General features: G+C 69.6%; 22 protein-coding genes. 9 read left to right on the forward strand and 13 right to left on the reverse strand.

Translation table 11 applies throughout. The annotated features are described in order from the left end of the window. Window positions 1–2: 2 nt before the first annotated feature. The 4 genes from ABFT43_RS09805 to ABFT43_RS09820 form a co-directional block, all read right to left on the reverse strand. On the reverse strand, window positions 3–833 hold the full coding sequence (locus tag ABFT43_RS09805) for a carbohydrate ABC transporter permease (RefSeq protein WP_347960163.1): 831 nt from the start codon (window positions 831–833) through the stop codon (window positions 3–5). Between the two features lie 4 nt (window positions 834–837). Beyond that, window positions 838–2,028, reverse strand: a complete 1,191-nt coding sequence (locus ABFT43_RS09810) for a carbohydrate ABC transporter permease (protein ID WP_347960164.1) — start codon at window positions 2,026–2,028, stop codon at window positions 838–840. Then, window positions 2,025–3,410, reverse strand: coding sequence for an extracellular solute-binding protein (locus ABFT43_RS09815; protein WP_347960165.1), 1,386 nt, complete (start codon window positions 3,408–3,410; stop codon window positions 2,025–2,027). The genes ABFT43_RS09810 and ABFT43_RS09815 overlap by 4 nt, the downstream gene beginning before the upstream one ends. Window positions 3,411–3,703: 293 nt before the next feature. Then, window positions 3,704–4,192 carry a general stress protein gene (locus ABFT43_RS09820; RefSeq protein ID WP_347960166.1) on the reverse strand — a complete coding sequence of 163 codons (489 nt, stop codon included), beginning with the start codon at window positions 4,190–4,192 and terminating at the stop codon, window positions 3,704–3,706. 123 nt (window positions 4,193–4,315) lie between these two features. Here ABFT43_RS09820 and ABFT43_RS09825 point away from each other — a divergent pair, with 123 nt between their 5' ends. From ABFT43_RS09825 to ABFT43_RS09840, 4 genes are all read left to right on the forward strand, one after another. Beyond that, the gene (locus tag ABFT43_RS09825; RefSeq protein WP_347960167.1) at window positions 4,316–5,620 is read left to right on the forward strand and encodes a magnesium transporter MgtE N-terminal domain-containing protein; all 1,305 of its coding nucleotides are present in this window, start codon (window positions 4,316–4,318) and stop codon (window positions 5,618–5,620) included. Then, the gene (locus ABFT43_RS09830; RefSeq protein WP_347960168.1) at window positions 5,617–6,138 is read left to right on the forward strand and encodes a DUF1003 domain-containing protein; all 522 of its coding nucleotides are present in this window, start codon (window positions 5,617–5,619) and stop codon (window positions 6,136–6,138) included. Before ABFT43_RS09825 ends, ABFT43_RS09830 begins: the two co-directional genes overlap by 4 nt. A gap of 529 nt (window positions 6,139–6,667) precedes the next feature. Then, entirely contained in the window at window positions 6,668–7,780 is a 1,113-nt protein-coding gene (locus ABFT43_RS09835) for a lytic transglycosylase domain-containing protein (protein ID WP_347960169.1), read from the forward strand. A gap of 69 nt (window positions 7,781–7,849) precedes the next feature. Further along, window positions 7,850–8,995, forward strand: a complete 1,146-nt coding sequence (locus ABFT43_RS09840; protein ID WP_347960170.1) for an Mrp/NBP35 family ATP-binding protein — start codon at window positions 7,850–7,852, stop codon at window positions 8,993–8,995. Between the two features lie 92 nt (window positions 8,996–9,087). Here ABFT43_RS09840 and tatB read toward each other — a convergent pair whose 3' ends face one another. The 4 genes from tatB to sigE form a co-directional block, all read right to left on the reverse strand. Then, window positions 9,088–9,573 (reverse strand): Sec-independent protein translocase protein TatB, encoded by a 486-nt coding sequence (tatB, locus tag ABFT43_RS09845; RefSeq protein WP_347960171.1) that lies wholly within the window; start codon window positions 9,571–9,573, stop codon window positions 9,088–9,090. 41 nt (window positions 9,574–9,614) lie between these two features. Next, entirely contained in the window at window positions 9,615–11,198 is a 1,584-nt protein-coding gene (locus ABFT43_RS09850; protein ID WP_457590131.1) for a trypsin-like peptidase domain-containing protein, read from the reverse strand. Further along, window positions 11,195–11,719, reverse strand: a complete 525-nt coding sequence (locus ABFT43_RS09855; protein ID WP_347960174.1) for a hypothetical protein — start codon at window positions 11,717–11,719, stop codon at window positions 11,195–11,197. Before ABFT43_RS09855 ends, ABFT43_RS09850 begins: the two co-directional genes overlap by 4 nt. A gap of 286 nt (window positions 11,720–12,005) precedes the next feature. After that, the gene (gene sigE / locus ABFT43_RS09860) at window positions 12,006–12,626 is read right to left on the reverse strand and encodes an RNA polymerase sigma factor SigE (RefSeq protein ID WP_347960175.1); all 621 of its coding nucleotides are present in this window, start codon (window positions 12,624–12,626) and stop codon (window positions 12,006–12,008) included. Window positions 12,627–12,929: 303 nt separating this feature from the next. On the opposite strand from sigE, the gene ABFT43_RS09865 reads away from it, so the two are divergent. Beyond that, the gene (locus ABFT43_RS09865; RefSeq protein ID WP_347960176.1) at window positions 12,930–13,577 is read left to right on the forward strand and encodes an O-methyltransferase; all 648 of its coding nucleotides are present in this window, start codon (window positions 12,930–12,932) and stop codon (window positions 13,575–13,577) included. A gap of 102 nt (window positions 13,578–13,679) precedes the next feature. On the opposite strand, the gene manB is transcribed toward ABFT43_RS09865, so the two are convergent. From manB to rfbD, 3 genes are read right to left on the reverse strand one after another with little or no spacing between them, the layout of a single operon-like run. Beyond that, the gene (gene manB, locus ABFT43_RS09870) at window positions 13,680–14,813 is read right to left on the reverse strand and encodes a mannose-1-phosphate guanylyltransferase (RefSeq protein WP_347960177.1); all 1,134 of its coding nucleotides are present in this window, start codon (window positions 14,811–14,813) and stop codon (window positions 13,680–13,682) included. A gap of 44 nt (window positions 14,814–14,857) precedes the next feature. Then, window positions 14,858–15,736: a glycosyltransferase family 2 protein gene (locus tag ABFT43_RS09875; protein WP_347960178.1), complete on the reverse strand. Its 879-nt coding sequence runs from the start codon at window positions 15,734–15,736 to the stop codon at window positions 14,858–14,860. Between the two features lie 4 nt (window positions 15,737–15,740). Further along, window positions 15,741–16,703, reverse strand: a complete 963-nt coding sequence (rfbD, locus tag ABFT43_RS09880; protein WP_347960442.1) for a dTDP-4-dehydrorhamnose reductase — start codon at window positions 16,701–16,703, stop codon at window positions 15,741–15,743. Between the two features lie 252 nt (window positions 16,704–16,955). Here rfbD and ABFT43_RS09885 point away from each other — a divergent pair, with 252 nt between their 5' ends. The 4 genes from ABFT43_RS09885 to ABFT43_RS09900 all read left to right on the forward strand — a co-directional run bounded on the left by ABFT43_RS09885 (window position 16,956) and on the right by ABFT43_RS09900 (window position 21,559). Beyond that, window positions 16,956–19,562, forward strand: coding sequence for an LCP family glycopolymer transferase (locus ABFT43_RS09885; protein WP_347960179.1), 2,607 nt, complete (start codon window positions 16,956–16,958; stop codon window positions 19,560–19,562). Beyond that, complete coding sequence (locus tag ABFT43_RS09890) at window positions 19,550–20,263, forward strand: TIGR03089 family protein (protein WP_347960180.1); 714 nt, start codon at window positions 19,550–19,552, stop codon at window positions 20,261–20,263. Before ABFT43_RS09885 ends, ABFT43_RS09890 begins: the two co-directional genes overlap by 13 nt. 79 nt (window positions 20,264–20,342) lie before the next feature. After that, entirely contained in the window at window positions 20,343–20,717 is a 375-nt protein-coding gene (locus ABFT43_RS09895; RefSeq protein WP_347960181.1) for a nitroreductase family deazaflavin-dependent oxidoreductase, read from the forward strand. A 5-nt stretch (window positions 20,718–20,722) separates the two neighbouring features. Further along, on the forward strand, window positions 20,723–21,559 hold the full coding sequence (locus tag ABFT43_RS09900) for a dienelactone hydrolase family protein (protein WP_347960182.1): 837 nt from the start codon (window positions 20,723–20,725) through the stop codon (window positions 21,557–21,559). 54 nt (window positions 21,560–21,613) lie between these two features. Here ABFT43_RS09900 and purE read toward each other — a convergent pair whose 3' ends face one another. Both purE and ABFT43_RS09910 read right to left on the reverse strand, forming a co-directional pair. Beyond that, entirely contained in the window at window positions 21,614–22,138 is a 525-nt protein-coding gene (gene purE, locus ABFT43_RS09905; protein WP_347960183.1) for a 5-(carboxyamino)imidazole ribonucleotide mutase, read from the reverse strand. Further along, window positions 22,135–23,433: a 5-(carboxyamino)imidazole ribonucleotide synthase gene (locus tag ABFT43_RS09910; RefSeq protein WP_457590132.1), complete on the reverse strand. Its 1,299-nt coding sequence runs from the start codon at window positions 23,431–23,433 to the stop codon at window positions 22,135–22,137. Before ABFT43_RS09910 ends, purE begins: the two co-directional genes overlap by 4 nt. Window positions 23,434–23,507: the final 74 nt, after the last annotated feature.

Raw genomic sequence — 23,507 nt, forward strand, 5'->3', positions numbered from 1 at the left:
GGTTATCCCTTCACGGCGCCGGATGTCAGGCCGGCCACGATTCGACGTTGGAAGAAGAGCACGAAGATGATGATGGGGATCGTGATGACGACCGCCGCGGCCGAGATCGACCCCGTCGGTTCCTCGAACTGAGAGCTGCCGGTGAAGTTCGCGATCGCCACCGGCGCGGTGATCGCGCGTTCGGTCGACGTCAGGGACAACGCCAGCAGCAGGTCGTTCCAGGCGAAGATGAACACCAGGATCGCCGCGGTCACCACGCCGGGCGCGGCCAGCGGCGCGATCACCCGGGTGAACGCCTGGAACGGGGTCGCGCCGTCCATCTTGGCGGCCTTCTCGAGCTCCCAGGGGATCTCGCGGAAGAACGCCGACAGCGTGTAGATCGCCAACGGCAGCGCGAAGGTGATGTACGGCAGGATCAGGCCGGGCCAGGTGTCGAACAGGCCGAGCCTGCGCTCGATGTTGAACAGCGGTGTCACCAGCGAGATCTGCGGGAACATCGCGATCAGCAGCGCCGCGCCGATGAGGACCTTCTTGCCGGGGAAATCGAGGCGTGCCACGGCGTAGGCGGCCATCGTGCCGAGCAGGACGGCGATCAGGGTCGTGATCAGGCCGACGCCGATCGAGTTGATCAGCGCCGAGGTGAAGGCGCTGGTGTCGAAGATCGACTTGTAGTTGTCGAGGGTCCACTCCCGCGGGATGAAGTTGCCGTCGGTCACGCTCGACGCGGGCTTGAACGACAGGCTGATGATCCACAGCAGCGGGATGAGCGCATACAGGATCACCAGGATGTTGGCGATCGTCCACCAGGCCTTGGATTTACCGCTCGCGTTCACCGGCTTACCTCCCCTCGTCGTCGGAACCCGGTGCGGCGGTGCCGAACCCCTTGATGAACACGAATGCGATCAACGCCACGCACACGAAGATCAGGATCGAGATCGCCGATCCCACACCCAGGTTGAACGCCTTGAACAGGTTGTCGTAGCCCAGCATCGACACCGAGTAGGTGCTGTTGGACCCGCGGGTGAGCACGTAGATGTTGTCGAAGATGCGGAACGCGTCCAGCGTGCGGAACAGCAACGCGACCAGGATCGCGGGCTTCATCAGCGGAAGGATGATGCGCCACAGCCTCGTCCACGCTCCCGCGCCGTCGACCTGGGCGGCCTTGAGCAGGTCGTCGGGCACCAGGGCCAGACCCGCCAGCAGCAGCAGCGCCATGAACGGCGTGGTCTTCCAGACCTCCGCGAGGACGATGATCGCCAGCGACGGCCACTGTTCGGTCAGCGGCGCGCTGCCGTCGGGCAGCAGGTTCGCCAGGTAGCCGGTGCCGGGCGTCCAGGCGTAGTACCAGGAGAACGCCGCGGCGACGGTGACGATGCCGTACGGGATGAGAACCACCGTCCGAATCGTGCCGCGCCCGAAGATCGTGCGATGCATCACGAGTGCGATGGCCATGCCGAGGACGAACTCGATGATCACCGACACGATCGTGATCCCCAGCGTCACCGAGAACGCCGTCCACCAGTAGCTGTCGGACAGCACGGTCGCGTAGTTGGAGAACCACACGAACTCGCGCTCGCCCGGCGCGGACAGGCTCATCTTGTTCAGCGACAGCCAGAACGCGTAGATGATCGGATACCCGGTGACGAGCAGCATCATCAGCGCTGCCGGGGCGATCAGCCAGTACGCCAGCCGGCGTTCGGCGCTCTTGCCCTCACTCCGCTTGGGCTGCTTGGCCTTCTTCTCCTTCACCGGCCGCTCGGCCACCGCGGTCCCTCCGGCGGCCGTGCCGCCTGCGGGTGCCGGGTCGCCCCAACCGCCCGCGGCACTCGCCGCGCGTTGCTCGTGGCGTCCGCCCGGTGGCGGCTTCCACAGGTCCGCGGAGTGGACCGGCGGCGGTCCGCCGACGATCGGGATGGGGCCGGTCTGCGCCGGCGCGTCGTCGGGCAGCGCGTGACGGCCCGCGCGAAACGTCGACTCGCTGCCGGAATCGTCGCCGCCGGTGCCGGCCGATGTGTTCTCGTCGGTCACGGGATCAACCCTTCCCCGTTGATTGCCTTCTGGACGGCGTCGGCCAGCTCATCGACCAGGGTCTCCGGGTCCCAGGCGCCGACCGGGCTCAACTTGGCCTGCAGGAGCGTCGAGATCGCCTGATAGTCAGGCGATTTCGGACGAACCGCGGCATGCTCGGGTTCGAGCTGACGCTTGATGTCCTGCGCCATCGGGTAGGCCAGGCGGAAGTCGGCGTCGTCGTAGATGGATTCGATGACCGGCGGCGGACCGGCGTTCAGGGAGAACATCTTCTGCGACGCCTCGTTGGTGATGCACTCGGCCGCCTGCCAGGCGAGGTCCTTCTGCTTCGACGTGCTAGCGACCGCGATGTTGATGCCGCCGAGGGTGGTCTTGGCGGGCAGGCCCTCGAAGCCCGGGTACGGCGCGAAGTCGAAGACCTGCTGCATCTCGCGGTTGAGCGGGATCACGTCGCGGTCCGACGGCGGATTCGACGGATCGGCGTACAGGTTCGCGTACTTGGTCAGATCCAGGAACGGCACGCTGCCCGCGGCGGCGTTCTCACGCATGCCCGCGAACACGAAGGGCCAGTTGACCTCGTACAGCGCCCTGCCGCTCTCCATGCCGAGACGCGCGGCGCCCTCGTCGGAGTTGGTCAGCGACGGATCGTGCCCCGGCGCGGTGGCGACCGCCTTCAGGGTGCGCAGCGCGCGGACGGTGGCGGCCCGGTGCTCCGGGGTGTCGTTGAGCGTCACCTTGTCCGGGTCCTGCGGGTCGACGACCTGACCACCGGCGCTGACGAGCACCGAGTTGAACCACACCATCAGGCCCTCGTACTGCCGGCCCTGCACCATGATGTAGGTCGGTCCGCCGTTGCGCCCGCTGACGAGGGCGTCCTCGAGCATGCCGTCCCAGGTCGTGGCCGGCCGCTTGCGACCGACCTTGTCCTCGAGGACGTCCTTGCGATACCAGAGCAATTGGGTGTTGGTGGAGAACGGGATCGCGTACAGGCGTTCGTTCTCGTCGTCGTCGGTCTTCCACGTCGCGGTGTCGAGCGGACCGCCCAGCGACCGCGCCGCGACCTCGGCGGCCAGCTTGTCGGGGACCGGGACCATCCAACCGGCGTCGGCGAATTCGGCGGTCCACACGACGTCCATGCCCATCAGGTCGAGGCCGGAGTCGTTGCCCGCCAGGCGACGCGCCAGCTGCAGACGCTGGTCGTCGGCGCCCTTCGGAAGCGGGGTCGTGACCACCTTGTAGGCGCCGCCGGACTCCGCCGAGCACTTGTCGCCGATCGCGGCGAAGGTGTCGGCGCCGTCGGCGGGCGGATAGAAATTGAGAACGCCCGCTTCGTATCCCGCCCCGCAGGCGGAGACGACGGGCAGGATCGCCGCCGCGGCCACCGCGGCCGCAACGACCTTTCGCCTTACGCGACTTGTGGTTCGGGAACCCTTCGGGCCGCTCCCCGACCGCCCGGCGCTGCCGGATCGGCCGGTGCGGCCCGAAACCTCAGTGCTGACCCTGCTCCGCACGCAGCCTCCTCGATGTCGTACGCGGCGCAACACGAGCGGGTGCTCCGCCGTGAGCGTCCGAGGTGCAACGCTATACGTCGCGATTCGTGACATGCAACACATTCGGCATGAGCGTGCCACTCCGCCGGGAATTGTGATCGCGCCGTGTCCGAATCGCGAAGGTATCAGGGTTGGAGGCGCGCGAGCATGTCGCGTGCTTTTTCAGCGGTTTTCGGGTCGCACAGGACGTCGTACCGCCCCGCGACCAGCTGCATCGTCGACGCGAAGTCCCGCTGGCCGCGTGTCGCGGCATACGGGATCGTCGCGGAGATCACACCGAAGATCATGCCGCCGACCAGGCCGACGATGATCGGCCCGAGCGGGTTGCCGGTGAACACCAACGCCACCAGGCATCCGAAGAAGAAGCCGAGCCACGCACCGGACACCAGGCCCCCGCCGATGACCTTGCCCCACGTGAGGCGTCCGATGACGCGCTCGACCTGCATCAGGTCGACACCCACGATCGTCACGTCCTCCACGGTGAAGTTCTGGTCGGACAGGTAGTCCACCGCACGCTGGGCCTCGGCGTACGTCGCGTACGAACCGATCGGCCAGCCCTTGGGCGGGGTCGGCAGTCCGGGAGTCTCCCGGTTCGGGCGCATGGGATTCGTCATCTCGTCGAACCTCCCCTTCTTCAAGCGTCTCCGGCGTCGACGTCCGTGGGAGTCGACGTCGACCATGACGGTCGGGCGGCGGCCGCGACCGTCGGCCGTCGTGTTGGCACTACCCTTACTTGCATGTCGTCGGCGAGCAAGGTTTTCGTGGCCAGATTAGTCGGATTGGCCGTCCTTGGTCCCGATGGCGAATCCATCGGGCGCGTCCGTGACGTGGTGGTCTCCATCCGCCTGTCCGGGCAGCAGCCGCGCGCACTCGGGCTCGCGGTCGAACTGACCACGCGCCGAAGGATTTTCGTGCCGATGCTGCGCGTCACCAACATCGAGCCGCAGGCGGTCACCCTGAACACCGGAACGGTGAGCCTGCGCCGGCTGCACCTGCGCCCCGGGGAGGCCCTGGCGATCGGCCAGATCCTCGACACCCGGGTGCGCGTGGTCGACCCCGATCTCCCCGAACTCGCCGACGCCGACGTGACGGTGGTCGATCTCTGCATCGAGCGCACCCGCACCCGCGACTGGGTCGTGTCGCGCGTCGCGGTGCGCGCCGGCCGACGCGGACTGCGCCGCCGCCACGAGACCCACGTCGTCGACTGGTCGAGCGTGCACGGCATCACCCAGAGCTCGCTGAACCTCCCCGGGCAGGGTGTCGCCCAGGCGTTGCTGCAGTTCGAGGGCATGCGCGCGGCCGACGTCGCCAACGCGCTGCGCGAGTTGCCCGCCAAGCGTCGCGGCGAGATCGCGTCCGCACTCGACGACGAGCGGCTCGCCGACGTGCTCCAGGAGCTTCCGCCCGACGACCAGAAGGCGATGCTTACCTCGCTCGGCCGCGACCGCGCCGTCACCATCCTCGAGGAGATGGACCCCGACGACGCCGCCGACCTCCTCGGCGAGCTGCCCGACACCGAGGCCGAGGCGCTGCTGGAGGAGATGGACCCCGAGGAGTCCGAGCCGGTCCGCCGACTCCTGCTGCACTCCCCCGACACCGCGGGCGGTGTGATGACCACCGAGCCGGTCATCGTCAGTCCGTCGACGACGATCGCCGAGGCCCTCGCCCGCGTCCGGGACCCCGACCTCACCCCCGCGGCGGCGAGCATCGTGTTCGTCGTGCGACCCCCGACGTCGACGCCGACCGGCAAGTACCTCGGATGCGTGCATCTGCAGGCGATGCTGCGCGAACCGCCCGCCCATCTCGTCGGTGGCATCCTCGACACCGACCTGGCCGTCCTCCGACCCGAGGACTCCCTGGAGACGATGACCCGCTATTTCGCCACCTACAACCTCGTGTGCGGCCCGGTGGTCGACGAGACGGGCCACCTGCTCGGCGCCGTCAGCGTCGACGACCTGCTCGACGAGCTGCTACCCCGCGACTGGCGCGAGACCGAACCCGAGGACGTCGACCCCGAGTCCGGCGGGGTGCGGCTGCGATGAGCGAGGGCCGCAAGCTCGACACCCCCAGCACCCGGCGGTTCCGGTTCTCGTTCCATCTCGACTCCGACATCGTCGGGATGTACAGCGAACGGGTCGCGCGTTTCCTGGGCACCGGCCGCTATCTGGCGATCCAGACCGTCGTGGTCGTCGTGTGGATCGCCCTCAATCTGATGGCGGTCGCGATCCGGTGGGACCCGTATCCGTTCATCCTGCTCAACCTCGCGTTCTCGACGCAGGCGGCCTACGCCGCTCCCCTGATCCTGCTGGCACAGAACCGCCAGGAGAACCGCGACCGCGTCGCGCTCGAGGAGGACCGGGCCCGCGCCGCCCAGACGAAGGCCGACACCGAGTTCCTGGCCCGCGAGCTCGCCGCGGTGCGACTCGCGGTCGGCGACACCGTCACCCGCGACTACCTCCGCAGGGAACTCGACGAACTGCTCGACGAACTCGTCGAACGCCTCAACGCCCGAGACAAGGGCGAGTCCGAGGACGAGGCCACCGCCGAGAAGTCCCACTGACCCGGACACGGCGCGACCGGGACGCCGCCTGATGCGGCGCACGGGACACGGTTCCGAGGAGGTGAAGACACACCGCGACGACGTCGATGCGCGCTATCTCACACCACATCGAGACCGTCTCGTGACGTCACTCCAGTAACTTCTGTCCCATCAATTCGCGTCGGTAACCCTCTGGGTCTCGACGACGAATTCACTGACGGTGATCAAATGTCGAGTTCGCCATCTGGTCATCGGACCCACTATGTATGGTGGGTCACAGTTTGGCCGGAGATCGGTGTCGCGTCACCGTGATTCGGCCGGCACATTCGCTCTCGGCTCTCGGGCCGACAGACGGTCCGGGACATGCAATCCACGGCGAATCGGGGGCAGACGTGTTGTGTGTTGACAACGGAGTTGATGTGAACGTGCATTCGGTGCGGCAGGAACGGGCGGCGATCCGTCCGACACGATCGACGACGTCGGCGATGCGGGTGGAGGCGCCCGCGGGCAGGTACCCCGCGCGGGGCCCCGAGCAGGACACCGGCCGCCGATGAGCCCGCTGGATCTCGTGCGCCGCCGCCGTGGCCCGCGCCGCCCCTTCCACTTTCCCCGCCGTGCCGCGTCCGTGGTCGTCGGCGGTGGTCTCGTCGGCGCGATGGTGCTGGGCACGACGGCGTCGAGCGCCCACGGAGTCCTGGCCGTCGCGCCCACGGAGCCGACCGAACCGGTCGTCATCGCCGACGTGGTCGCGGGCAGCCCGGTCACCCTCCTCGGTTTCGCACCGCCGCCGGAGAAGCCGGCGCCCATCGCGCCGCAGTTCCGGCTCGCGAGCGACCTGCCGTCCGGGCCTCTCGGGATCCCCGGCATCGTGCTGCAGGCCTACAAACTGGCGGCCAACCGCGTCGGCGCGGAGAGCCCGCAGTGCAAGCTCCCGTGGTTCCTGCTCGCCGGCATCGGCCGCATCGAGTCCAACCACGCCTCGAACGGATCCGTCGACCAGTACGGCACCACGATCAACCAGATCGCCGGGCCCGTGCTCGACGGATCGCTCGCCGGCAACGCCGTCATCAAGGACACCGACGGCGGGCGCCTCGACGGCGACCCCGAGCACGACCGCGCCATCGGGCCGATGCAGTTCATCCCGAGCACGTGGGCCGCGTGGGGCTCCGACGCCAACGGCGACGGCAAGGCCGACCCGAACAACGTCTTCGACGCCACTTACTCGGCGGGCCGCTACCTGTGCGCCGGCGTCACGGACATAATGGCCGAGGGCACCCGGGTTGCCGCGGTCCTGCGCTACAACCACTCGATGGAGTACGTGGTCAACGTCCTCACCTGGGCGTCCGCATACGCGACCGGTGTGATGCCGACGAACCCCGTGCCGGAGGCCAAGCGCCTGGCGTCGAGTTCCAAGAAGAAGAAGTCCAGCTCGTCGAGCTCCTCGAGTTCGTCCTCGTCGACGCCGCCGCCGTCGTCCACGCCGCCGTCGGTGCGCAAGCCGACGCCTCCGCCGCAGGACTGCTTCATCGTGTGCCTGCCGCCGATCACCCTGCCCGGCCAGGCGCCGCCGCCGACCAAGAAGGCGCCCGCGCCGCAGCAGGCCCCGAAGAAGGTGCCGGGGAATCAGCCCGGACCTGCGACGACCCCGGTTCCGGCGCGCTGACGCAGCGGCACGACGGCGGAGCCGGGACCTCTACCCGGCCCCGCGGTTCCCGCCGGTAGTCTGGAACAGATGACAACTCCAGTCACGCCCACGGAATCGGCGGTTCGTGCCGCTCTGGGCAAGGTCAAGGATCCCGAGATCGGCAAGCCCATCACCGACATCGGGATGGTCAAGTCGGTCGCCGTCAACGACGATGCGAGCGTCGACGTCGCCATCTATCTGACGACGTCCGGCTGCCCCATGCGCACCGAGATCTCCAAGCGTGTGGAGACCGCCGTCGCCGACGTGCCCGGTGTCGGCGCGGTGCGCGTCGAGCTCGACGTGATGAACGACGAGCAGCGCACCGAGCTGCGCAAGAAGCTGCGCGGAGACAAGGCCGAGCCGGTCATCCCGTTCGCCCAGCCCGGGTCGCTGACCCGCGTCTACGCGGTGGCGTCCGGCAAGGGTGGTGTCGGCAAGTCCAGCGTCACCGTCAACCTCGCCGCCGCGCTCGCCGAGCGCGGGCTCAGCGTGGGTGTCCTCGACGCCGACATCTACGGCCACTCGGTGCCGCGCATGCTCGGCAGCGACGCCAAGCCCACCCAGGTCGAGCGGATGATCATGCCGCCGAACAGCCACGGCGTGCGATTCATCTCGATCGGGCAGTTCACCGACGGCAACACCCCGGTCACCTGGCGCGGACCGATGCTGCACCGCGCGTTGCAGCAGTTCCTGGCCGATGTCTACTGGGGCGATCTCGATGTCCTGTTGCTCGATCTGCCGCCGGGCACCGGCGACGTCGCCATCTCGATCGCGCAGCTGATCCCGAACGCGGAGATCCTGGTGGTGACCACCCCGCAACAGGCTGCCGCCGAGGTCGCCGAGCGCGCCGGCGCGATCGCGCTGCAGACCCGCCAGAAGATCCTGGGCGTGGTGGAGAACATGTCCTGGATGGAGTTGCCCGACGGCTCCCGGATGGAACCGTTCGGCTCGGGTGGCGGACAGAAGGTCGCCGACCGGCTCACGCACATGGTGGGCGCCCAGGTCGAGCTGCTCGGGCAGGTCCCGTTGGAGACCGCGTTGCGCGAGGGCGGCGACTCGGGTGTGCCCGTGGTGCTCTCGGCGCCGGAGTCGGCATCCGGTTCGGCGCTGCGCGCGATCGCGGCGAAGCTCGCGGTCCGCAAACGCGGCCTCGCGGGTATGAGCCTCGGGCTCGACACCGTCCGGCACGACTGATCCGGAAGGCGGCAAACCGGCCGCCCACGGGCGGCCGGTTTCGTATGCGTCCGTGTCGGAGTCCGGGCGAGTCGGTGCGGGAGAGCCGGTTCCTACGTGGCGTCCCAGTCCGCGACCGAGGGACGACCGGTGCTCTTGCGCCCGGTCGGCTCTCCCCCGGCGGGCTTCGGGGTGTCGACGCGCGGCGTCTGACCGCCGTCCGAGCCGTTCTTGTCCATCGACAGCGGCGCCGACACCGGTTTGATCGGCGGGGACGGCGTGCTGTTCCGGTTGACTGTCGTGGCGTCCTCCCCGAGGCGGAACAGCGAGTCGTCACCGTCGAGCAGATGCTTGGTGACCAGCGAACGCGGGGTCATGCCGCGCAACTCGTTCAGATCGGCCAGCGGCTTGCGGAGATCCTCGAACTCGGGCCCGAGTTCCTCCTTGAGCTGGTTGGTGGCGCCGGTCGCGTAGTCGCGGACCTTGCGGATCGACTGCATGGTCCAGGACACGGCCCCCGGCAGACGTTCCGGTCCGAGGATCACGAGCGCGGCGACCAGGAGGATCGCGATCTCTCCCCATCCGATACTGCTGAACATCTACCTCGTCCCGGTCTCGTCCATGTCGAAAGCCAAGCGCGTCAGTCGCTCGCGGGAGTGATGGTGCCCTTGAACGTGCGCCCGTCCCGCCAGTACTCAAACGGGACTTCCTGTCCGATCTTCGCGGTACGGATCGCGACATTCAACTCGTCGGCGCTCTCGATGGGCCGATTGTTGAACGACGTGATGACGTCGTTCTCCCGGACACCCGATCGTTCGGCGGGCCCGCCGGCCACGACGTTGCGGACCTGGGCGCCCAGAACACGCTCGTTTCGCACCGAGCTGGCGTTGACGCCGATCTGCGGGTGGTTGACCTTGCCGTCGCGGATCAGGGCCTCGGCGATGGGCTTCGCGTCGTTGATCGGGATGGCGAAGCCGAGACCGATCGAGCCGCCGCCTGCGCCGAGACGTCCGGCGGTGTTGATGCCCACGACCTTGCCGTCGGCGTTGACCAGCGGGCCACCCGAGTTGCCCGGATTGATCGCGGCATCGGTCTGGATGGCGTCGATGACCGCGTCGGTGTCCGATTCCGCGTCGGGGGTCAGCGCCACCGGGCGGTTGAGGGCGCTGACGATGCCATGGGTCACCGTGCGGTTGAGCCCGAGTGGCGAGCCGAACGCGACGACCTCCTCACCGATCTGCAGATCGGTGGAGTTGCCGAGCACCGAGACGGTGGGGTTCTTCACGTTGTCGACCTTGAGCACCGCGAGATCGGTCTTCGGGTCGCGTCCCACGATCCGCGCGGGGATGCGCTGCCGATCGAAGAAGACCACCTCGAGCTTGGCGCTCTTGTCGTTCGCCGCGATCGAGATGACATGGTTGTTGGTGAGGATGTAGCCGGCCTTGTCGACGAGGAAGCCGGAACCGGTCGCATACGCACCGGAGGCACGGACGTCGATCGCGACCACGGACTTCTCCACCGACTGCGCGACCCCGGCGATCGCCGAACGGGGTTGCGCCCCGCCTTCGGCGTCGTCGGTGGCGAGTTCGACGGAGTCGGTGGTCAGCGGCGCGGCGACCTCGGCGGTCCAGCGGCCCATCAGGCCTCCGAGGATTCCGATCAACAGCGCGATCACGGCGAGTGTCGCGAGCGCGACCCAGCTGATCCGGCTGCCCAGCAGCACATCCCGGACACCGAGCTTGGGTGCGGGTTCGGTCGGCGGTGCTTTCTCCGACGCCGACAGCGCAGGTTCGGAGAGCCGGGCCGGAGCCTCGGGATCGCGCCACGGATCGGCGGGTTCGGGCTTCTCCTCGGGCTGTCCGTAGGTGGCGAGCGGGTCGCGCTGCAGGGTTTCGTCGGAGCCCGGCGGGCGCCCGAAGGCCTCGGCGAGCACCGGGTCGGGTGGGGCGACCTGCGGCTGCGGAACCGAGTCGGTCTCGCCGGTGGTGTCGAACGATCCACTCACACCGTCGGGACGGCCGAAGACCTGTGCGGTCTCGGGCGAAACGGGCACGTGCCGGCGTCGGCCGGGTGTCAGCCGATGCGACTGCGGCGGCGTCTCGCGACGCGCGAACTGGCCGTCGTCGACGGGGACATGGAGGGCGGGGTGCTCCGCCCCGGGGGTGCCCTCACCGGTGTCGGGGTTCCGCTCGTCGTGCGGTCCGGGTCCGTTGACCACGTTCACCGGCCCCGACGACGGATGTTGCGCCCACGGGCGTCACGGGCGAAGGGATTGGTCGTGGCCCGCATCAGCGGGTTGCGCCCGTTCAGCGGGTTCCGGGCGTTGGGGATGCCGTCGGTCGGGGCGTCCGGGCCGAGATGGATCTCACGGGTCGGGATCTGCGAGAGCTGGCCGAGCAGCGAGGCGGGCACGGACACCTGCCCCGACTCGCGCAGCCGGGTGCGGGCCAGCGACTGGGCCTCGACGGCCGAGACGCATTCCGGGCACAGCGCGAGGTGGTGCGATGCACGCGCATGCGCCGACATGCCGAGTTCGCCGTCGACGAAGGCCGCGACCGCTTCGGGTGCCAGGTGCTCGGTGGGCGCAAAACGTCGGCCACCTGCTCGTCCGGGCTCGCGATAGCCGCGGTTCGGGAGGAACGACGCGGGAGCGGGAGTCCACGGGTCGGCGCCGAGATTGGAGCGCCGGCGACGGAGGTTGGGGGCACCGTTGCCCGTCGCTCGCCCGCGATCACCGTCCGTCATCGTCGGTCACCCCTCTCCACGACGTCCACGCCGCAACTCCTCGAAGTCTGCCACTTCTCCGGCATCGGATCTCCGGCCCCCGGCCCTGTGATCAGTGGTCTCGAGAACCGGTCCGATTGCCACCGGTCCGATTGCCACCGGTCCGATTGCCACGGTACCCATCGACCGCGGCGGCTGCCGGGACCCACGACCGCAGCACGTGCGCGGCGTGGTGAAGCTTATCCGAGTTTCTCAACGACGCTCGGAGATGCAGGGTTCCCGAATCCGGCGCAACGACGGCGGACACTCAGACCCGGGCGCCGACGGCAACCGAACGGCTGCTGGTGTGCCCCTGTGCGGCGAGGGCATCGCGGATGGCCTGCCGGCCGCGGTGGATGCGGCTGCGGACGGTACCCAGCTTCACGCCGAGCGTGGTCGCGATCTCCTCGTAGGACAAGCCCTCGATGTCACACAGGACGACCGCTGCGCGGAACTCCGGTGCCAGCGAGTCGAGGGCGCGCTGCAGATCCGGGTCGAGGTTCGCGGCGTCGTACACCTGCTGCGGGTCGGGGGTCTCGGCCGGCACGCGGTCGTACTCTTCCGGCAGCGCCTCCATGCGGATCTTGTTGCGACGACGGACCATGTCGAGGAACAGGTTGGTCGTGATGCGGTGCAGCCAGCCCTCGAACGTGCCGGGCCGGTAGTTGGACAGTGACCGGAACACCCGGATGAACGTCTCCTGGGTGAGATCCTCGGCGTCGTGCTGGTTCCCCGACAACCGGTAGGCCAGGCGATAGACGCGGTCGGCGTGCTCGCGCACCAGCTCGTCCCACGACGGCATCAGCAGTTCGTCGCCCGTGGCGTCGAAACCTGCGGTACCCGTCGGGACGGCAGCGACCTCGTCGATGGAATCGCGGGGATCGGTCATGGTCGGTGGTCGGTTCCTCTCTCGTGAACACAGCCCGGTGACCCAAGCACTCACCGTGGTGCAACATCTCGAAGACGGTTCGGTATTCCCAACTTGCCGGGCATTCACACCGGCCCGCCGGGAATCGCCCAAACCGTCATCGCTCTCACCCTCTCCCATCGGGGTGTGGTCGCCGTATGAGTCGCCTGAGTGTTCCCTGAGGATGTTGGGCGACCGACCGACATAGCCGGACACCGCCCGGGGATCGGCGCAGGTCGGCGTGCCGCGTCCGTGTCTGCGACGCGAGCGGTCTAACCTCGACGCGTGACCGAGTCAACCCCGTCCGCCGGCCCCGACCTGATCGCCTACGCCGAGTCGGCCATCGTCGAGGACGACGCCGTTCTCGCCGCTCGTGCCCGCGCCGAGGAGCTCGGCGCCAGGCCCGTCAGCCCTGCCGTCGGCGCACTGCTCGCGCTTCTCGCCCGCACCGCCAATGCCAAGGCGGTTGCGGAGATCGGGACGGGAACCGGGGTGAGCGGCCTGTGGCTGCTGAATGGCATGGCCGAGGACGGTGTGCTGACCACCATCGATCCCGAACCCGAGCATCACCGGGCGGCCCGGCAGTCGTTCGCCGGGGCGGACATCTCTCCCGGCCGGACGCGCCTGATCAACGGCACCCCGACCGACGTGCTGCCCCGACTCTCCGACGCGTCTTACGACCTGGTGTTCATCGACGGCCCGCTGATCGACCTGCCGCGGTTCGTGTCCGAGGCCGTCCGCATGCTGCGCGTCGGCGGTGTCGTCGTCGTGCACAACGCGACCGCCGACGGCACGGTCGGCGACCCGTCGCGGACCGAGCCGACCACCGCCGCGGCCCGCGAGGCCGCCCTGCTCATCGCCGACGACGAGTCGCTGCTGCCGGTCGTCATCCCGCTCGGCCCGGGCGTGCTGGCCGCGGTCAAGACGCGCTGACGCACCCGAGACGCCGAACCCACCACTTTCGGACGCAATTCCCACCCCGGCGGGTGGTGGATTTGTCCAGAAGTGGTGGGTTTGTCGTCTACGACTGAGCGGTCAGACGTCGGTCGAGAACCGGATTCCGTTGTCGGGGATCTGGATTCCCGGCCAGACGCGTGCGCCGCGGAGAAGCTCGCAGCGGGCGCCGATGTCCGCGCCGTCGCCGACCACGGTGTCGCGGACGAGTGCGCGCGGACCGATGCGCGCGCCGAAACCGATGATCGAGCGTTCCACCACGGCGCCGGCCTCGATCACCGCGCCGTCGAATACCACCGCACCGTCGAGACGGGCCCGCGGACCCACCTCGGCCCCGCGGCCGACGACGGTGCCGCCGATGAGCAGCGCGCCCGGTCCGACACCGGCGCCCTCGTGCACGAGCGACTCACCATGACGGTCGCCGAGCGCCGGTGAGGGGGCGATGCCGCGCACGAGGTCGGCCGAGCCGCGGACGAAGTCCTCCGGGGTCCCCATGTCGCGCCAGTAGGCGTGGTCGACGTGGGCGTGGATGTGCTTGCCCTCGGTGAGCAGGCGCGGGAACACCTCGCGCTCCACCGACACCGGGACACCGAACGGGATGGTCTCGATGACCTCGCGCTTGAAGATATAGGTACCCGCATTGATCTGGTCGGTTGGCGGGTCCTGCGTCTTCTCCAGGAACGCGGTCACCCGACCGTCGAGATCGGTGGGCACACAACCGAACGCACGCGGGTCGCTGACCCGGACCAGATGGATGGTGACGTCGGCGTCGGCCTCGCGGTGGGTCTTGATGACGTCGCGGACGTCGGTGCCGCCGAGCACGTCTCCGTTGAACACCACGATGGTGCTCGCGGTCAGGTCGTCGAGCACGTTGCGGATGCCGCCACCCGTGCCGAGCGGCTCGTCCTCGGTCACGTACCGCATGTTCAGGCCCAGCTTGGAGCCGTCGCCGTAGTACTCGCTGAACACCTCGGCCTTGTACGAGGTGCTGAGCACCACGTCGCGGATGCCCGCCGCCCGTATCCGCGACAGCAGATGGGTGAGGAAGGGCAGGCCCGCGGTCGGCAGCATCGGCTTGGGCGCCGACAATGTCAGCGGCCGGAGCCGGGTGCCCTTGCCCCCGACGAGGACGACGGCCTGCACGTCCTCGACGACATGTTCCGATCCCCTAACGGACTCGCTCCCCGCCGCCTCGCGAACGGTGTAGTGATCCACTTGATCGGTCCCTTTCTGGTGGTGATTGGTACTCACTTCAGCACTCATCGGCGGTCTTCGCTCGCCGACGCCCGTCGGGCGGCTCGCACCGCCAGACGCGAACGCACGGCGAGACCGACGCGGAGAGCCAAGCGAAGTGGCGCGCGCCATACGCCGGGGTTGCGGTCCGCCTGGAACCGATAGGCGCTCTCGTGGTGTGCGGGCAGCATCTTCTCGGGGTGCTTTCCGGCACTGTGGCCCTTGGTGTGCACGATCTCGGCACTCGGGACGTAGACGTTCTGCCAGCCGGCCTTGCCGAGGCGATCACCGAGATCGACGTCCTCCATGTACATGAAGTAGCGCGGGTCGAATCCACCGACCTCGTCGAATGCCTTGCGCCGCACCAGCAGACACGAACCCGACAACCAACCCACCGCACGTTCGGACGGCTCGACGTCATCGGCGCGGTACGCCGCGGTCCACGGATTGGACTTCCAGACGGTGCCGAGGATGGCGTGGCCGGTGCCGGAGATCAGGTCGGGGACCCGGCGCGCCGACGGGTAGATCGAGCCGTCGGGCTCGCGGATCAGCGGGCCGAGCGAGCCGGCGCGCGGCCAGCGGCGCGCGGCGGCGAGGAGCTCGTCGACGGATCCCGGCTTCCACTCGACGTCGGGATTGGCGAGGAGCACGAACTCGATGTCGGGATCGACCTCGGCGACGCCGCGGTTCATCGCCCGGCCGTAGCCGAGGTTGCCGCCGGTGCGGACGAGGGTCACCGACTCGTACTCCTGCTCGGCACGTTCGGGCGCGCCGTCGGTCGAACCGTTGTCGGCGATGATGACCTGCGGCATCTCGTCGGTGACGGCGTCGAGGCTGCGGAGAAACGTCGCGAGGTGTTCACCGGAGAAATAGGTCACCGTCACGACGGCTAGCTGAGCGGACACCGGCTCAGGGTAACGAACCACCGGCTCGGCTCGACGCGGCGATGGCTGCGTGGAGTGCGGCACGCCACTCCCGCAGCGGAGTGAGCCCCGCGGCGACCCAGGACCGTCCGGACAGCACCGAGTAGGCGGGGCGCGGGGCGGGACGGGGGAACTCCGCCGTGGTCGTCGGCAGCACGCGCGCAGGATCGGCGCCGACCTCGGCGAAGACCGCCGCGGCGACCTCGAACCAGGTCGCCCGGCCGGCGTTGGTCGCGTGCAGCACCGCACCGGTCACCTCCGGGCGCGGGCCCTTGGCGACCAGCTCCCACAGTCCGTCGGCGAGATCGATGCAATAGGTCGGCGAACCGAGCTGGTCGTCGACGACCGAGACGGTGTCGCGGCTCGCCTCGAGCCGGCGCATGGTGCCGACGAAGTCCCGGCTCTCCGGGCCCCCGGTGTACACCCACGCCGTGCGCACCACGGTGGTGCGCGGATCGGCCTCGAGCGCGGCATGCTCGCCGGCGAGCTTGGTGGCGCCGTAGACGGTCGCGGGTACGCCACTCACGTCGTCGGGCTCATAGCCGTCGGGGCGCTCGACGGCACCGTCGCCCCGCTCCTCCAGCGGGGTCCCGGGGAACACGTAGTCGGTGGAGATGTGGATCAGCCACGCCCCGGCCGCCGCGGTGCGCTCGGCCAGGACGGCCGGGCCGGTCACGTTCACGCGATGCGCCCCGTCGCGGTCGGTCTCGGCGCCGTCGACGTCGGTGTAGGCCGCGCAGTTGATCACCACGTCCTCGGGGCCGAGGTCACCGAGTGCCGCGGCGACCGAGGTCTCGTCGGCGATGTCGATGTCGGCGGAGGTCAGCGGTCGCCACACGATGTGCTCGGGCGCCGTCGCCGACCGCTCCTGCAGGGCGGTACCGAGCTGTCCGCCGGCGCCGACGATGTACACGGTGGGGGTACTGGGCGTGACACGCATGCCGACCATCGTGCCGTAGGCGGGTGGCGCCGACGTCTCGGCCACCGCCCGGTGGTTCGGGTGTCGTCCACCCGATGTACGTGATGACCACTACTCGACTTCTCGGCGTTGCGTTCTCGAATTCGGGAATCACTTCAGTAGCCTGGCGGGGAACACACCAACTGACTCTGCTTTCACTTCTGTATCGGCAACCACACGGGTGGATCCACTCCGTGGGCCGGCGTCGAGCAGGGCAACGACTGCGAAAGGGACCGCTTACCAGTGGATTCACCATCCGACGGCGCACGTGGGCGGCCGCGCCCCCGTCGTGCGGTACCGCCGGAGCCCGGCACCCGGCGTCATCCCGACGCCGACGGCGTGCGCCGAGGTGACCGCGGCGAACATGGCGAACGCACTGGTGAACCCGCGCGTCCCGCACCGGGTGCCCGTCCCCGCGGCGTGCACCCGGAGGCTCCCGGTCCCCGCCGCCGCATCCTGCGCACCGCCCCGGACGCCGAGCCGCGGGACCGGGCGCGGGTCCGCCGGCAACCGCCCCCCGAGCACCGGCGCCGCGATGTGGACCCGAGCGCGCGTGACCCGCGTCGTCGTGTCCCGCCGCCGCAGGAACCCGGTGCGCGGCGTCGTGCGACGCCCGAGGCCGTCGACCCGGCGCGCCCGCGTCGTGGCGACGCTCCGATGGGCCGGCGTTCGTCCGGCGAGATCCACACGCGTTCGGCATCGGTGGACCCCACCCGCGGCCGACGTCCGCGACCCGACGCCGAAGGACGTCGGGTGGCCGCCGACCGGGCGGACAGGCCGCACGGCGACGACGTCACGAAGGTGAAGAAGGTCGCACCCGCCGCGGACGCGCCCCGACGCACCCCGGGCGCGAAGAACACCACGAAGAAGTCGACGCGCAGGACGCCGCCGAACTCCGCGTCGAGCGCCGCCGCGGAGATCGCCGGGTCGGCCGGCGGCGACGACGACCACGCCGCCCGGCGCCCGCCGCGGAAGACCGCGGCGAAGAAGACCCCGGGTTCGAAGGCACCGGGAGCAAAGGCACCGGGAGCGAAGGCACCGGGAGTAAAGGCACCGGGAGCGAAGGCACCGGGAGCAAAGGCACCGGGAGCAAAGGCACCTGGAGCGAAGGCACCGGGAGCGAAGGCACCGGGAGTAAAGGCACCGGGTTCGAACGCATCGGGCGCCAGGACATCAGGCGCGCAGGCACCGACCGCCGAGGCCACCGTCGACACGTCCCCGCCGGGCAAGAACACGTCCCGGAAGTCGCAGCGCGCGGCGGCCCGGCCGGGTGACCCCACCGCCGAGAAGCGCCGGCCCACCGCGGGCGCGACACGTGCGGCAGCGGCCGCCGACCTCGCCGACGTCCCGTCCACGGACTCGACGACGGAGTCGACCACCCCGCCGACCGACACCGGCACCGGGTTACGCACCGGCCGTGACTGGGCGTCCGGCGCGAGTTGGGGCCGGGCGCTGATCGCGCTCGCGTCGGTCGCCGTGTTGCTGTGCACGGGCTACGCGTGGAACACCATGACGGGCCTGGACTCCCGCATCACCCAGCTCGGCGGGCTCGGGCTCGGTGGGGCCGCGGACGGGGCCGTCGACATCCTGCTGGTGGGCACCGACTCGCGCACCGACGCGCAGGGCAACCCGCTCTCCCCGGAGGAGATGAAGCTGCTGCGGTCGGGTGACGAGGTGGCCACTAACACCGACACCATCCTGCTGGTCCGCATCCCCGAGGACGGGTCGTCGGCCACCGCCATATCGATCCCACGTGACTCGTACGTCGACGTGCCCGGCATCGGGAAGAGCAAGATCAATGCGGCCTACGGCACCACCCGCGAAGGGGTTCGCGCCCGCGCGGTCGAGTCCGGCGCCTCGCCGGAGGAGGCGGAGAAGCAGGGTACGCTCGCCGGCCGAAAGGCCTTGGTGGACACCGTCGCCAACCTGACCGGCGTGCAGGTCGACCACTACGCCGAGGTCGGCCTCCTCGGCTTCGTCCTGTTGACCAACGCGGTCGGCGGCGTCGACGTCTGCCTCAAGGCACCCGTCCGCGACCCCTACAGCGGCGCCCGCTTCCGCGCCGGCATCCAGACGCTCGACGGCCCGAAGGCGCTCAGCTTCGTCCGCCAGCGTCACGGTCTACCCCGCGGCGACCTCGACCGCATCACCCGCCAACAGGCGTTCATGGCGTCGCTGACCCAGAAGGTGCTGTCCGCGGGCACCCTCACCGATCCCGGCAAGCTCTCCGAGATGCAGGACGCGGTGGCGCGGTCGATCGTCATCGACGACGGCTGGAACATCATCGATTTCGCCGAACAGCTGAAGGATCTGAGCGGCGGCAAGGTGAAGTTCGCGACCATCCCGATCGTCACCGAGCAGGGCTGGAGCGAGGACGGCCAGCAGAGCGTCGTCGAGGTCGACCCGCAGGCGGTGAAGGTGTTCACCGACGAACTGCTCACCCCGAAGAAGACCGACGACGTCGCGCGCGGCGACTACAAGGTCGACGTGGTCAACGCCGGCACCATCGACGGCCTGGGCGCCAACGTGTCGAACATCTTGACCACCAAGGGTTTCCAGCCCGGCCAGACCTCGAGCGGCAAGGCCGACACCAAGGACTCGATCGTCTACGCCAAGGAGAACAACGACGCGGCGCGGCTGCTCGCCAAGGACCTCGGCGGCGTAAGGATCGTCGCCGACCCCTCGCTCGCGGACGACCAGCTCAAGGTGGTGCTCACCAACACCTACGACGGGCCGGGTTCGATCAGCGACGTCGGTGACCAGGCCGACAATGTCCCGGCCAGCGAGCGCGTGGGCAACAAGCGACCTCCGATCACCGCGGGCAACAAGGGGCCGATGTGCGTGAACTGACCGTCACCGACGCGATCTTCGGCGTGGTCGCCGACCATTCGCGTCCGATGCTGACCTATTACGACGACGCGACCGGTGAGCGTACCGAGCTGTCGGCGGCGACGCTCGGCAACTGGGCCGCCAAGACCGGGAACCACCTGCTCGACGAGATCGGCCTGGCCACCGGCGATGTCGTCGTGGTCGACCTACCGGAGCACTGGCAGACCGCGTGCATCCTGCTGGGCGCACTGTGGGCCGGCGCCGACGTGCACTGCGGCCGAACCGATTCCGACGCCGACGCGACGGTGGTGTTCACCTCGCTCGACCGCCTCCACGATCATCCCGACGCCGACGAGATCGTCGTCGCCTCGCTCGATCCGTTCGCTCTCCCGCTGCGCGACCTCCCGCCGGGAGTCGGCGACTACGGGTCGGCGGTACGCGTGCACGGAGACCAGTTCGTCTCGCGCTCCCCCGCCGCAGCCGCTCTCGACGGTGTGGCGACGGCCGACGTCCTCGCCGCGGCTCGTGCGTCCGCCGAGGCGGACGGGATCGGCGCGGGCACCCGGGTGGCCTCGGCCCGCCCCTGGCACACCGCAGACGGTGTCCGCGATCATCTGCTCGCCCCGCTCGTCGCCGGCGGCAGCCTCGTCCACGTGTCGAACGGGACACCGGAACGACTGGCCGCGGTCGCCGCGGTCGAGAAGGCCACCCTCGTCCTCTGATTCCGCCGCGGGCGCCGTGCGCCTGACCCGGACAGCCGTTCGGCCCACGGGCAGCCGACTCTTCGGGCACAGTGGGGACATGAGACTGCCGAGAGCACTGGCCCGTTTCAACAAGGTCGTCACCAACCCGATCCAGAGTCGATGGGCCCCGCACCTTCCACCGTTCGCGATGGTCGAGCACGTCGGCCGCAAGTCGGGGAAGAAGTACTCGATCCCGGTGCTGGCATTCGTCGAACGCGACAAGGTGACGATCATCCTCACCTACGGCCGCGACACCGATTGGGTGCGCAACGTCCGGGCCGCGGGTTCCTTCGGCCTCATCCGCAAGGACCAGCACTACCGTGTGACCGGCCCGCGCGTGGTGCCGTCGGACTCCCCCGACATCGCCCGCGCGGCGAAGATCCCGGCGTTGCTGTTCGAGTCGGCTCTCCTCGGCGACCTGCACAAGGCCTGAGCGCGATGGCCGACGACCCGCTCGACGACTTCACCGCCGATGACGTGACCCTGCGCGGCAGGACCCGCCGCGTGTACCGCAAGGGCGCCGGACCGGCCGTGATCGTGATCGCCGAGATGCCCGGCATCAGCCCCAAGGTCGCGAACGTGGCCCGGCGCATCGCCGATCGCGGGGCGACCGCGGTCATGCCCTCGCTGTTCGGGGTCGACGGCCGCGACCCGCGTCCGGAGAACCTCGGGTACCCGGGCGCCGGCGCAAACATGTTCGGCACCATGGCCAAGGCCTGCATCTCACGTGAGTTCACCATCCTGGCCACGGGAAAGACCTCGCCGGTGGCCGACTGGCTGCGTGACCTCGCGGCACGCGAGCACGAGCGCTGCGGCGGGCCGGGTGTGGGCGCGGTGGGCATGTGCTTCACCGGCGGCTTCGCGCTGGCCATGGCGACCGACGATCGTATGATCGCGCCGGTGCTGTCGCAGCCGTCGTTGCCGTTCGCGCTCCTGCCCGGACGCGGCCGTAGCATCGACGTCTCCGACGCGGATCTCGCCGTCGTACAGGCGCGGTGCGCCCGCGGTCTGCAGGTGATGGGACTGCGCTTCGCCGGCGACCGCCTGTCCCCGAGATCGCGTTTCGCGCGTCTGCGCGAACTACTCGGCGACGCCTTCCTCGCCATCGAGCTGCCCGACGACGCGGCAAATCCGGATTCCTTCCTGCCGCAACCGCATTCGGTGTTGACAGAGGATCTCATCGACGAGCCGGGGCAACCCACGCGCGAGGCGTTCGACCGGGTGCTCGACTTCTTCGCGGAAAAGCTCGAGCTGCAGGCCCCGCCCGCTCCCTGAACAGGCCGCGGCCTGCGGGGGTCGTATCGAGAGGGGTCTCCCCCCCGGACAGTCCTACTCGCCCAGTAACTGCTTCTGCAGCGCAGCGTCCTTCTCGAGCACCATCTGCTCGAGGCCCTTCTGAAACGCCACCATGCGTTCGCGGAGTGCGGTATCCGACGAGGCGAGGATGCGCACGGCGAGCAGACCGGCGTTGCGGGCGCCGCCGACCGACACGGTCGCGACGGGCACGCCGGCCGGCATCTGCACGATCGACAGCAGCGAATCGAGTCCGTCGAGGTGACGCAGCGGCACCGGCACACCGATCACCGGCAGCGGCGTCGCGGAGGCGACCATACCGGGAAGATGCGCTGCGCCACCGGCTCCCGCGATGATGACCTCGATGCCGTTGTCGGCCGCACCGGCCGCGTAGTCGAGCATCCGCTGCGGCGTGCGGTGCGCCGAGATGACGCCGACCTCGAACGGCACGTCGAACTCGGCGAGCGCCTCGGCGGCCGCCTGCATCGTCGGCCAGTCCGAGTCGCTGCCCATGATCAGTCCGACCCGCGGACCGGCCTTGACCTCTGCTGCCTCACTCATGAATGCACATCCCATCCGTCGGTCCACGTCGCGTGCGACATCCACGTCGCCGCGCGCTCGGCACGTTCGCGCACCTGCTCCACCGTCTCACCCTCACGGCCGACGATGTTCACGTGCCCGATCTTGCGGTCCTTGCGCTCGCCCTTGCCGTAGAGGTGGACCTTCGCCTCGGGCATCCGCGCCATGAGGTGGTGCAGGCGTTCGTCCATCGACATCGCCGGCGCCTCCGGAGCTCCCAGGATGTTGGCCATCACGGTGAGCGGGGCGCTCGGCGCGGGACTGCCCAGCGGGTAATCGAGGACGGCCCGCAGGTGCTGCTCGAACTGGGAGGTCACCGCGCCGTCCATGGTCCAGTGGCCGCTGTTGTGCGGCCGCATCGCGAGTTCGTTGACGACGAGCTCGCCGTCGACGGTCTCGAAGAGCTCCATCGCCATCACCCCGACGACGCCGAGGTCGTTCGCCAGCCCCATCGCCATCTGCTGGGCACGTGCGGCGACCTCGTCGTCGAGATCGGGCGCCGGGGCGAGCACGACGGCGCACTGCCCGTGACGCTGGATGGTCTCGACCACCGGCCACGCGGCGCCCTGCCCGAACGGCGAGCGAGCGATCATCGCCGACAGCTCCCGCCGCATCGGCACCTTCTGTTCGGCGAGCAGCGCGGGGGCGTCGGCCGGATAGTCGTCGAAGACGGCCAGCGCCTGCTCCCGCCCGTCCACGAGCCAGACACCGCGGCCGTCGTATCCGCCGCGGACGGCCTTGATCACGATCGCCCAGTCGTGTGCCTCGCCGAACTCGACGAGACGGGCACGCGCGGCGTCGCGGTCACCGGAGAGGTCGGCGAACTCGGGCACCGGGAGGCCGAGTTCGGCCAACCGGGTACGCATCGCGAGCTTGTCCTGCGCATAGTGCAGTGCCTTCGACGGCGGCAGCACGGCGACACCCTCCGCCTCGAGCGCCTGCAGGTGCTGCAGCGGCACGCCCTCGTGGTCGAAGGTCAGCGCGGCCGAACCGGCGGCGGCACGGCGCAGGTCGTCGAGTTCGCCGTGTGAGCCCAGCACGATGTCGGCGCTCACCTGGGCGGCCGGGTCGGTTTCCGACGCGGCGAGCACGCGCAGACACTGCCCGAGCGCGATCGCCGCCTGATGCGTCATCCGCGCCAGCTGACCGCCGCCGATCATGGTGACCGTCGGCATACCCGACGCCGCGGTCGCCGCCCGCGCCGCCTCGGGTGCCGGGGGTACAGAATTCGAGGTCACGGGTGCTGCATCCGGCTCGGGTGAATTCACGCGAACCATCGTGGCATGCCCGCCGTGTCATCCGCACAACCGCCCGGGGAACGAGGTGCCGGATTTTGTTTCGTACACTCGGA

The organism is Gordonia aurantiaca (genome assembly GCF_039939235.1).
GTDB lineage: Bacteria > Actinomycetota > Actinomycetes > Mycobacteriales > Mycobacteriaceae > Gordonia.

What these genes read in the sequence shown, in the direction of transcription:
- ABFT43_RS09825 (WP_347960167.1), top strand. Translation starts at nt 4,316, where the DNA reads ATGTCGTCGGCGAGCAAGGTTTTCGTGGCCAGATTAGTCGGATTGGCC.
- ABFT43_RS09900 (WP_347960182.1), top strand. Translation starts at nt 20,723, where the DNA reads ATGGCCGACGACCCGCTCGACGACTTCACCGCCGATGACGTGACCCTG.
- ABFT43_RS09830 (WP_347960168.1), top strand. Translation starts at nt 5,617, where the DNA reads ATGAGCGAGGGCCGCAAGCTCGACACCCCCAGCACCCGGCGGTTCCGG.
- ABFT43_RS09840 (WP_347960170.1), top strand. Translation starts at nt 7,850, where the DNA reads ATGACAACTCCAGTCACGCCCACGGAATCGGCGGTTCGTGCCGCTCTG.
- ABFT43_RS09835 (WP_347960169.1), top strand. Translation starts at nt 6,668, where the DNA reads ATGAGCCCGCTGGATCTCGTGCGCCGCCGCCGTGGCCCGCGCCGCCCC.
- sigE (WP_347960175.1), bottom strand. Translation starts at nt 12,626, where the DNA reads ATGACCGATCCCCGCGATTCCATCGACGAGGTCGCTGCCGTCCCGACG.
- purE (WP_347960183.1), bottom strand. Translation starts at nt 22,138, where the DNA reads ATGAGTGAGGCAGCAGAGGTCAAGGCCGGTCCGCGGGTCGGACTGATC.
- ABFT43_RS09895 (WP_347960181.1), top strand. Translation starts at nt 20,343, where the DNA reads ATGAGACTGCCGAGAGCACTGGCCCGTTTCAACAAGGTCGTCACCAAC.
- tatB (WP_347960171.1), bottom strand. Translation starts at nt 9,573, where the DNA reads ATGTTCAGCAGTATCGGATGGGGAGAGATCGCGATCCTCCTGGTCGCC.
- ABFT43_RS09910 (WP_457590132.1), bottom strand. Translation starts at nt 23,433, where the DNA reads ATGGTTCGCGTGAATTCACCCGAGCCGGATGCAGCACCCGTGACCTCG.
- ABFT43_RS09855 (WP_347960174.1), bottom strand. Translation starts at nt 11,719, where the DNA reads ATGACGGACGGTGATCGCGGGCGAGCGACGGGCAACGGTGCCCCCAAC.
- ABFT43_RS09820 (WP_347960166.1), bottom strand. Translation starts at nt 4,192, where the DNA reads ATGACGAATCCCATGCGCCCGAACCGGGAGACTCCCGGACTGCCGACC.
- rfbD (WP_347960442.1), bottom strand. Translation starts at nt 16,703, where the DNA reads ATGGTCGGCATGCGTGTCACGCCCAGTACCCCCACCGTGTACATCGTC.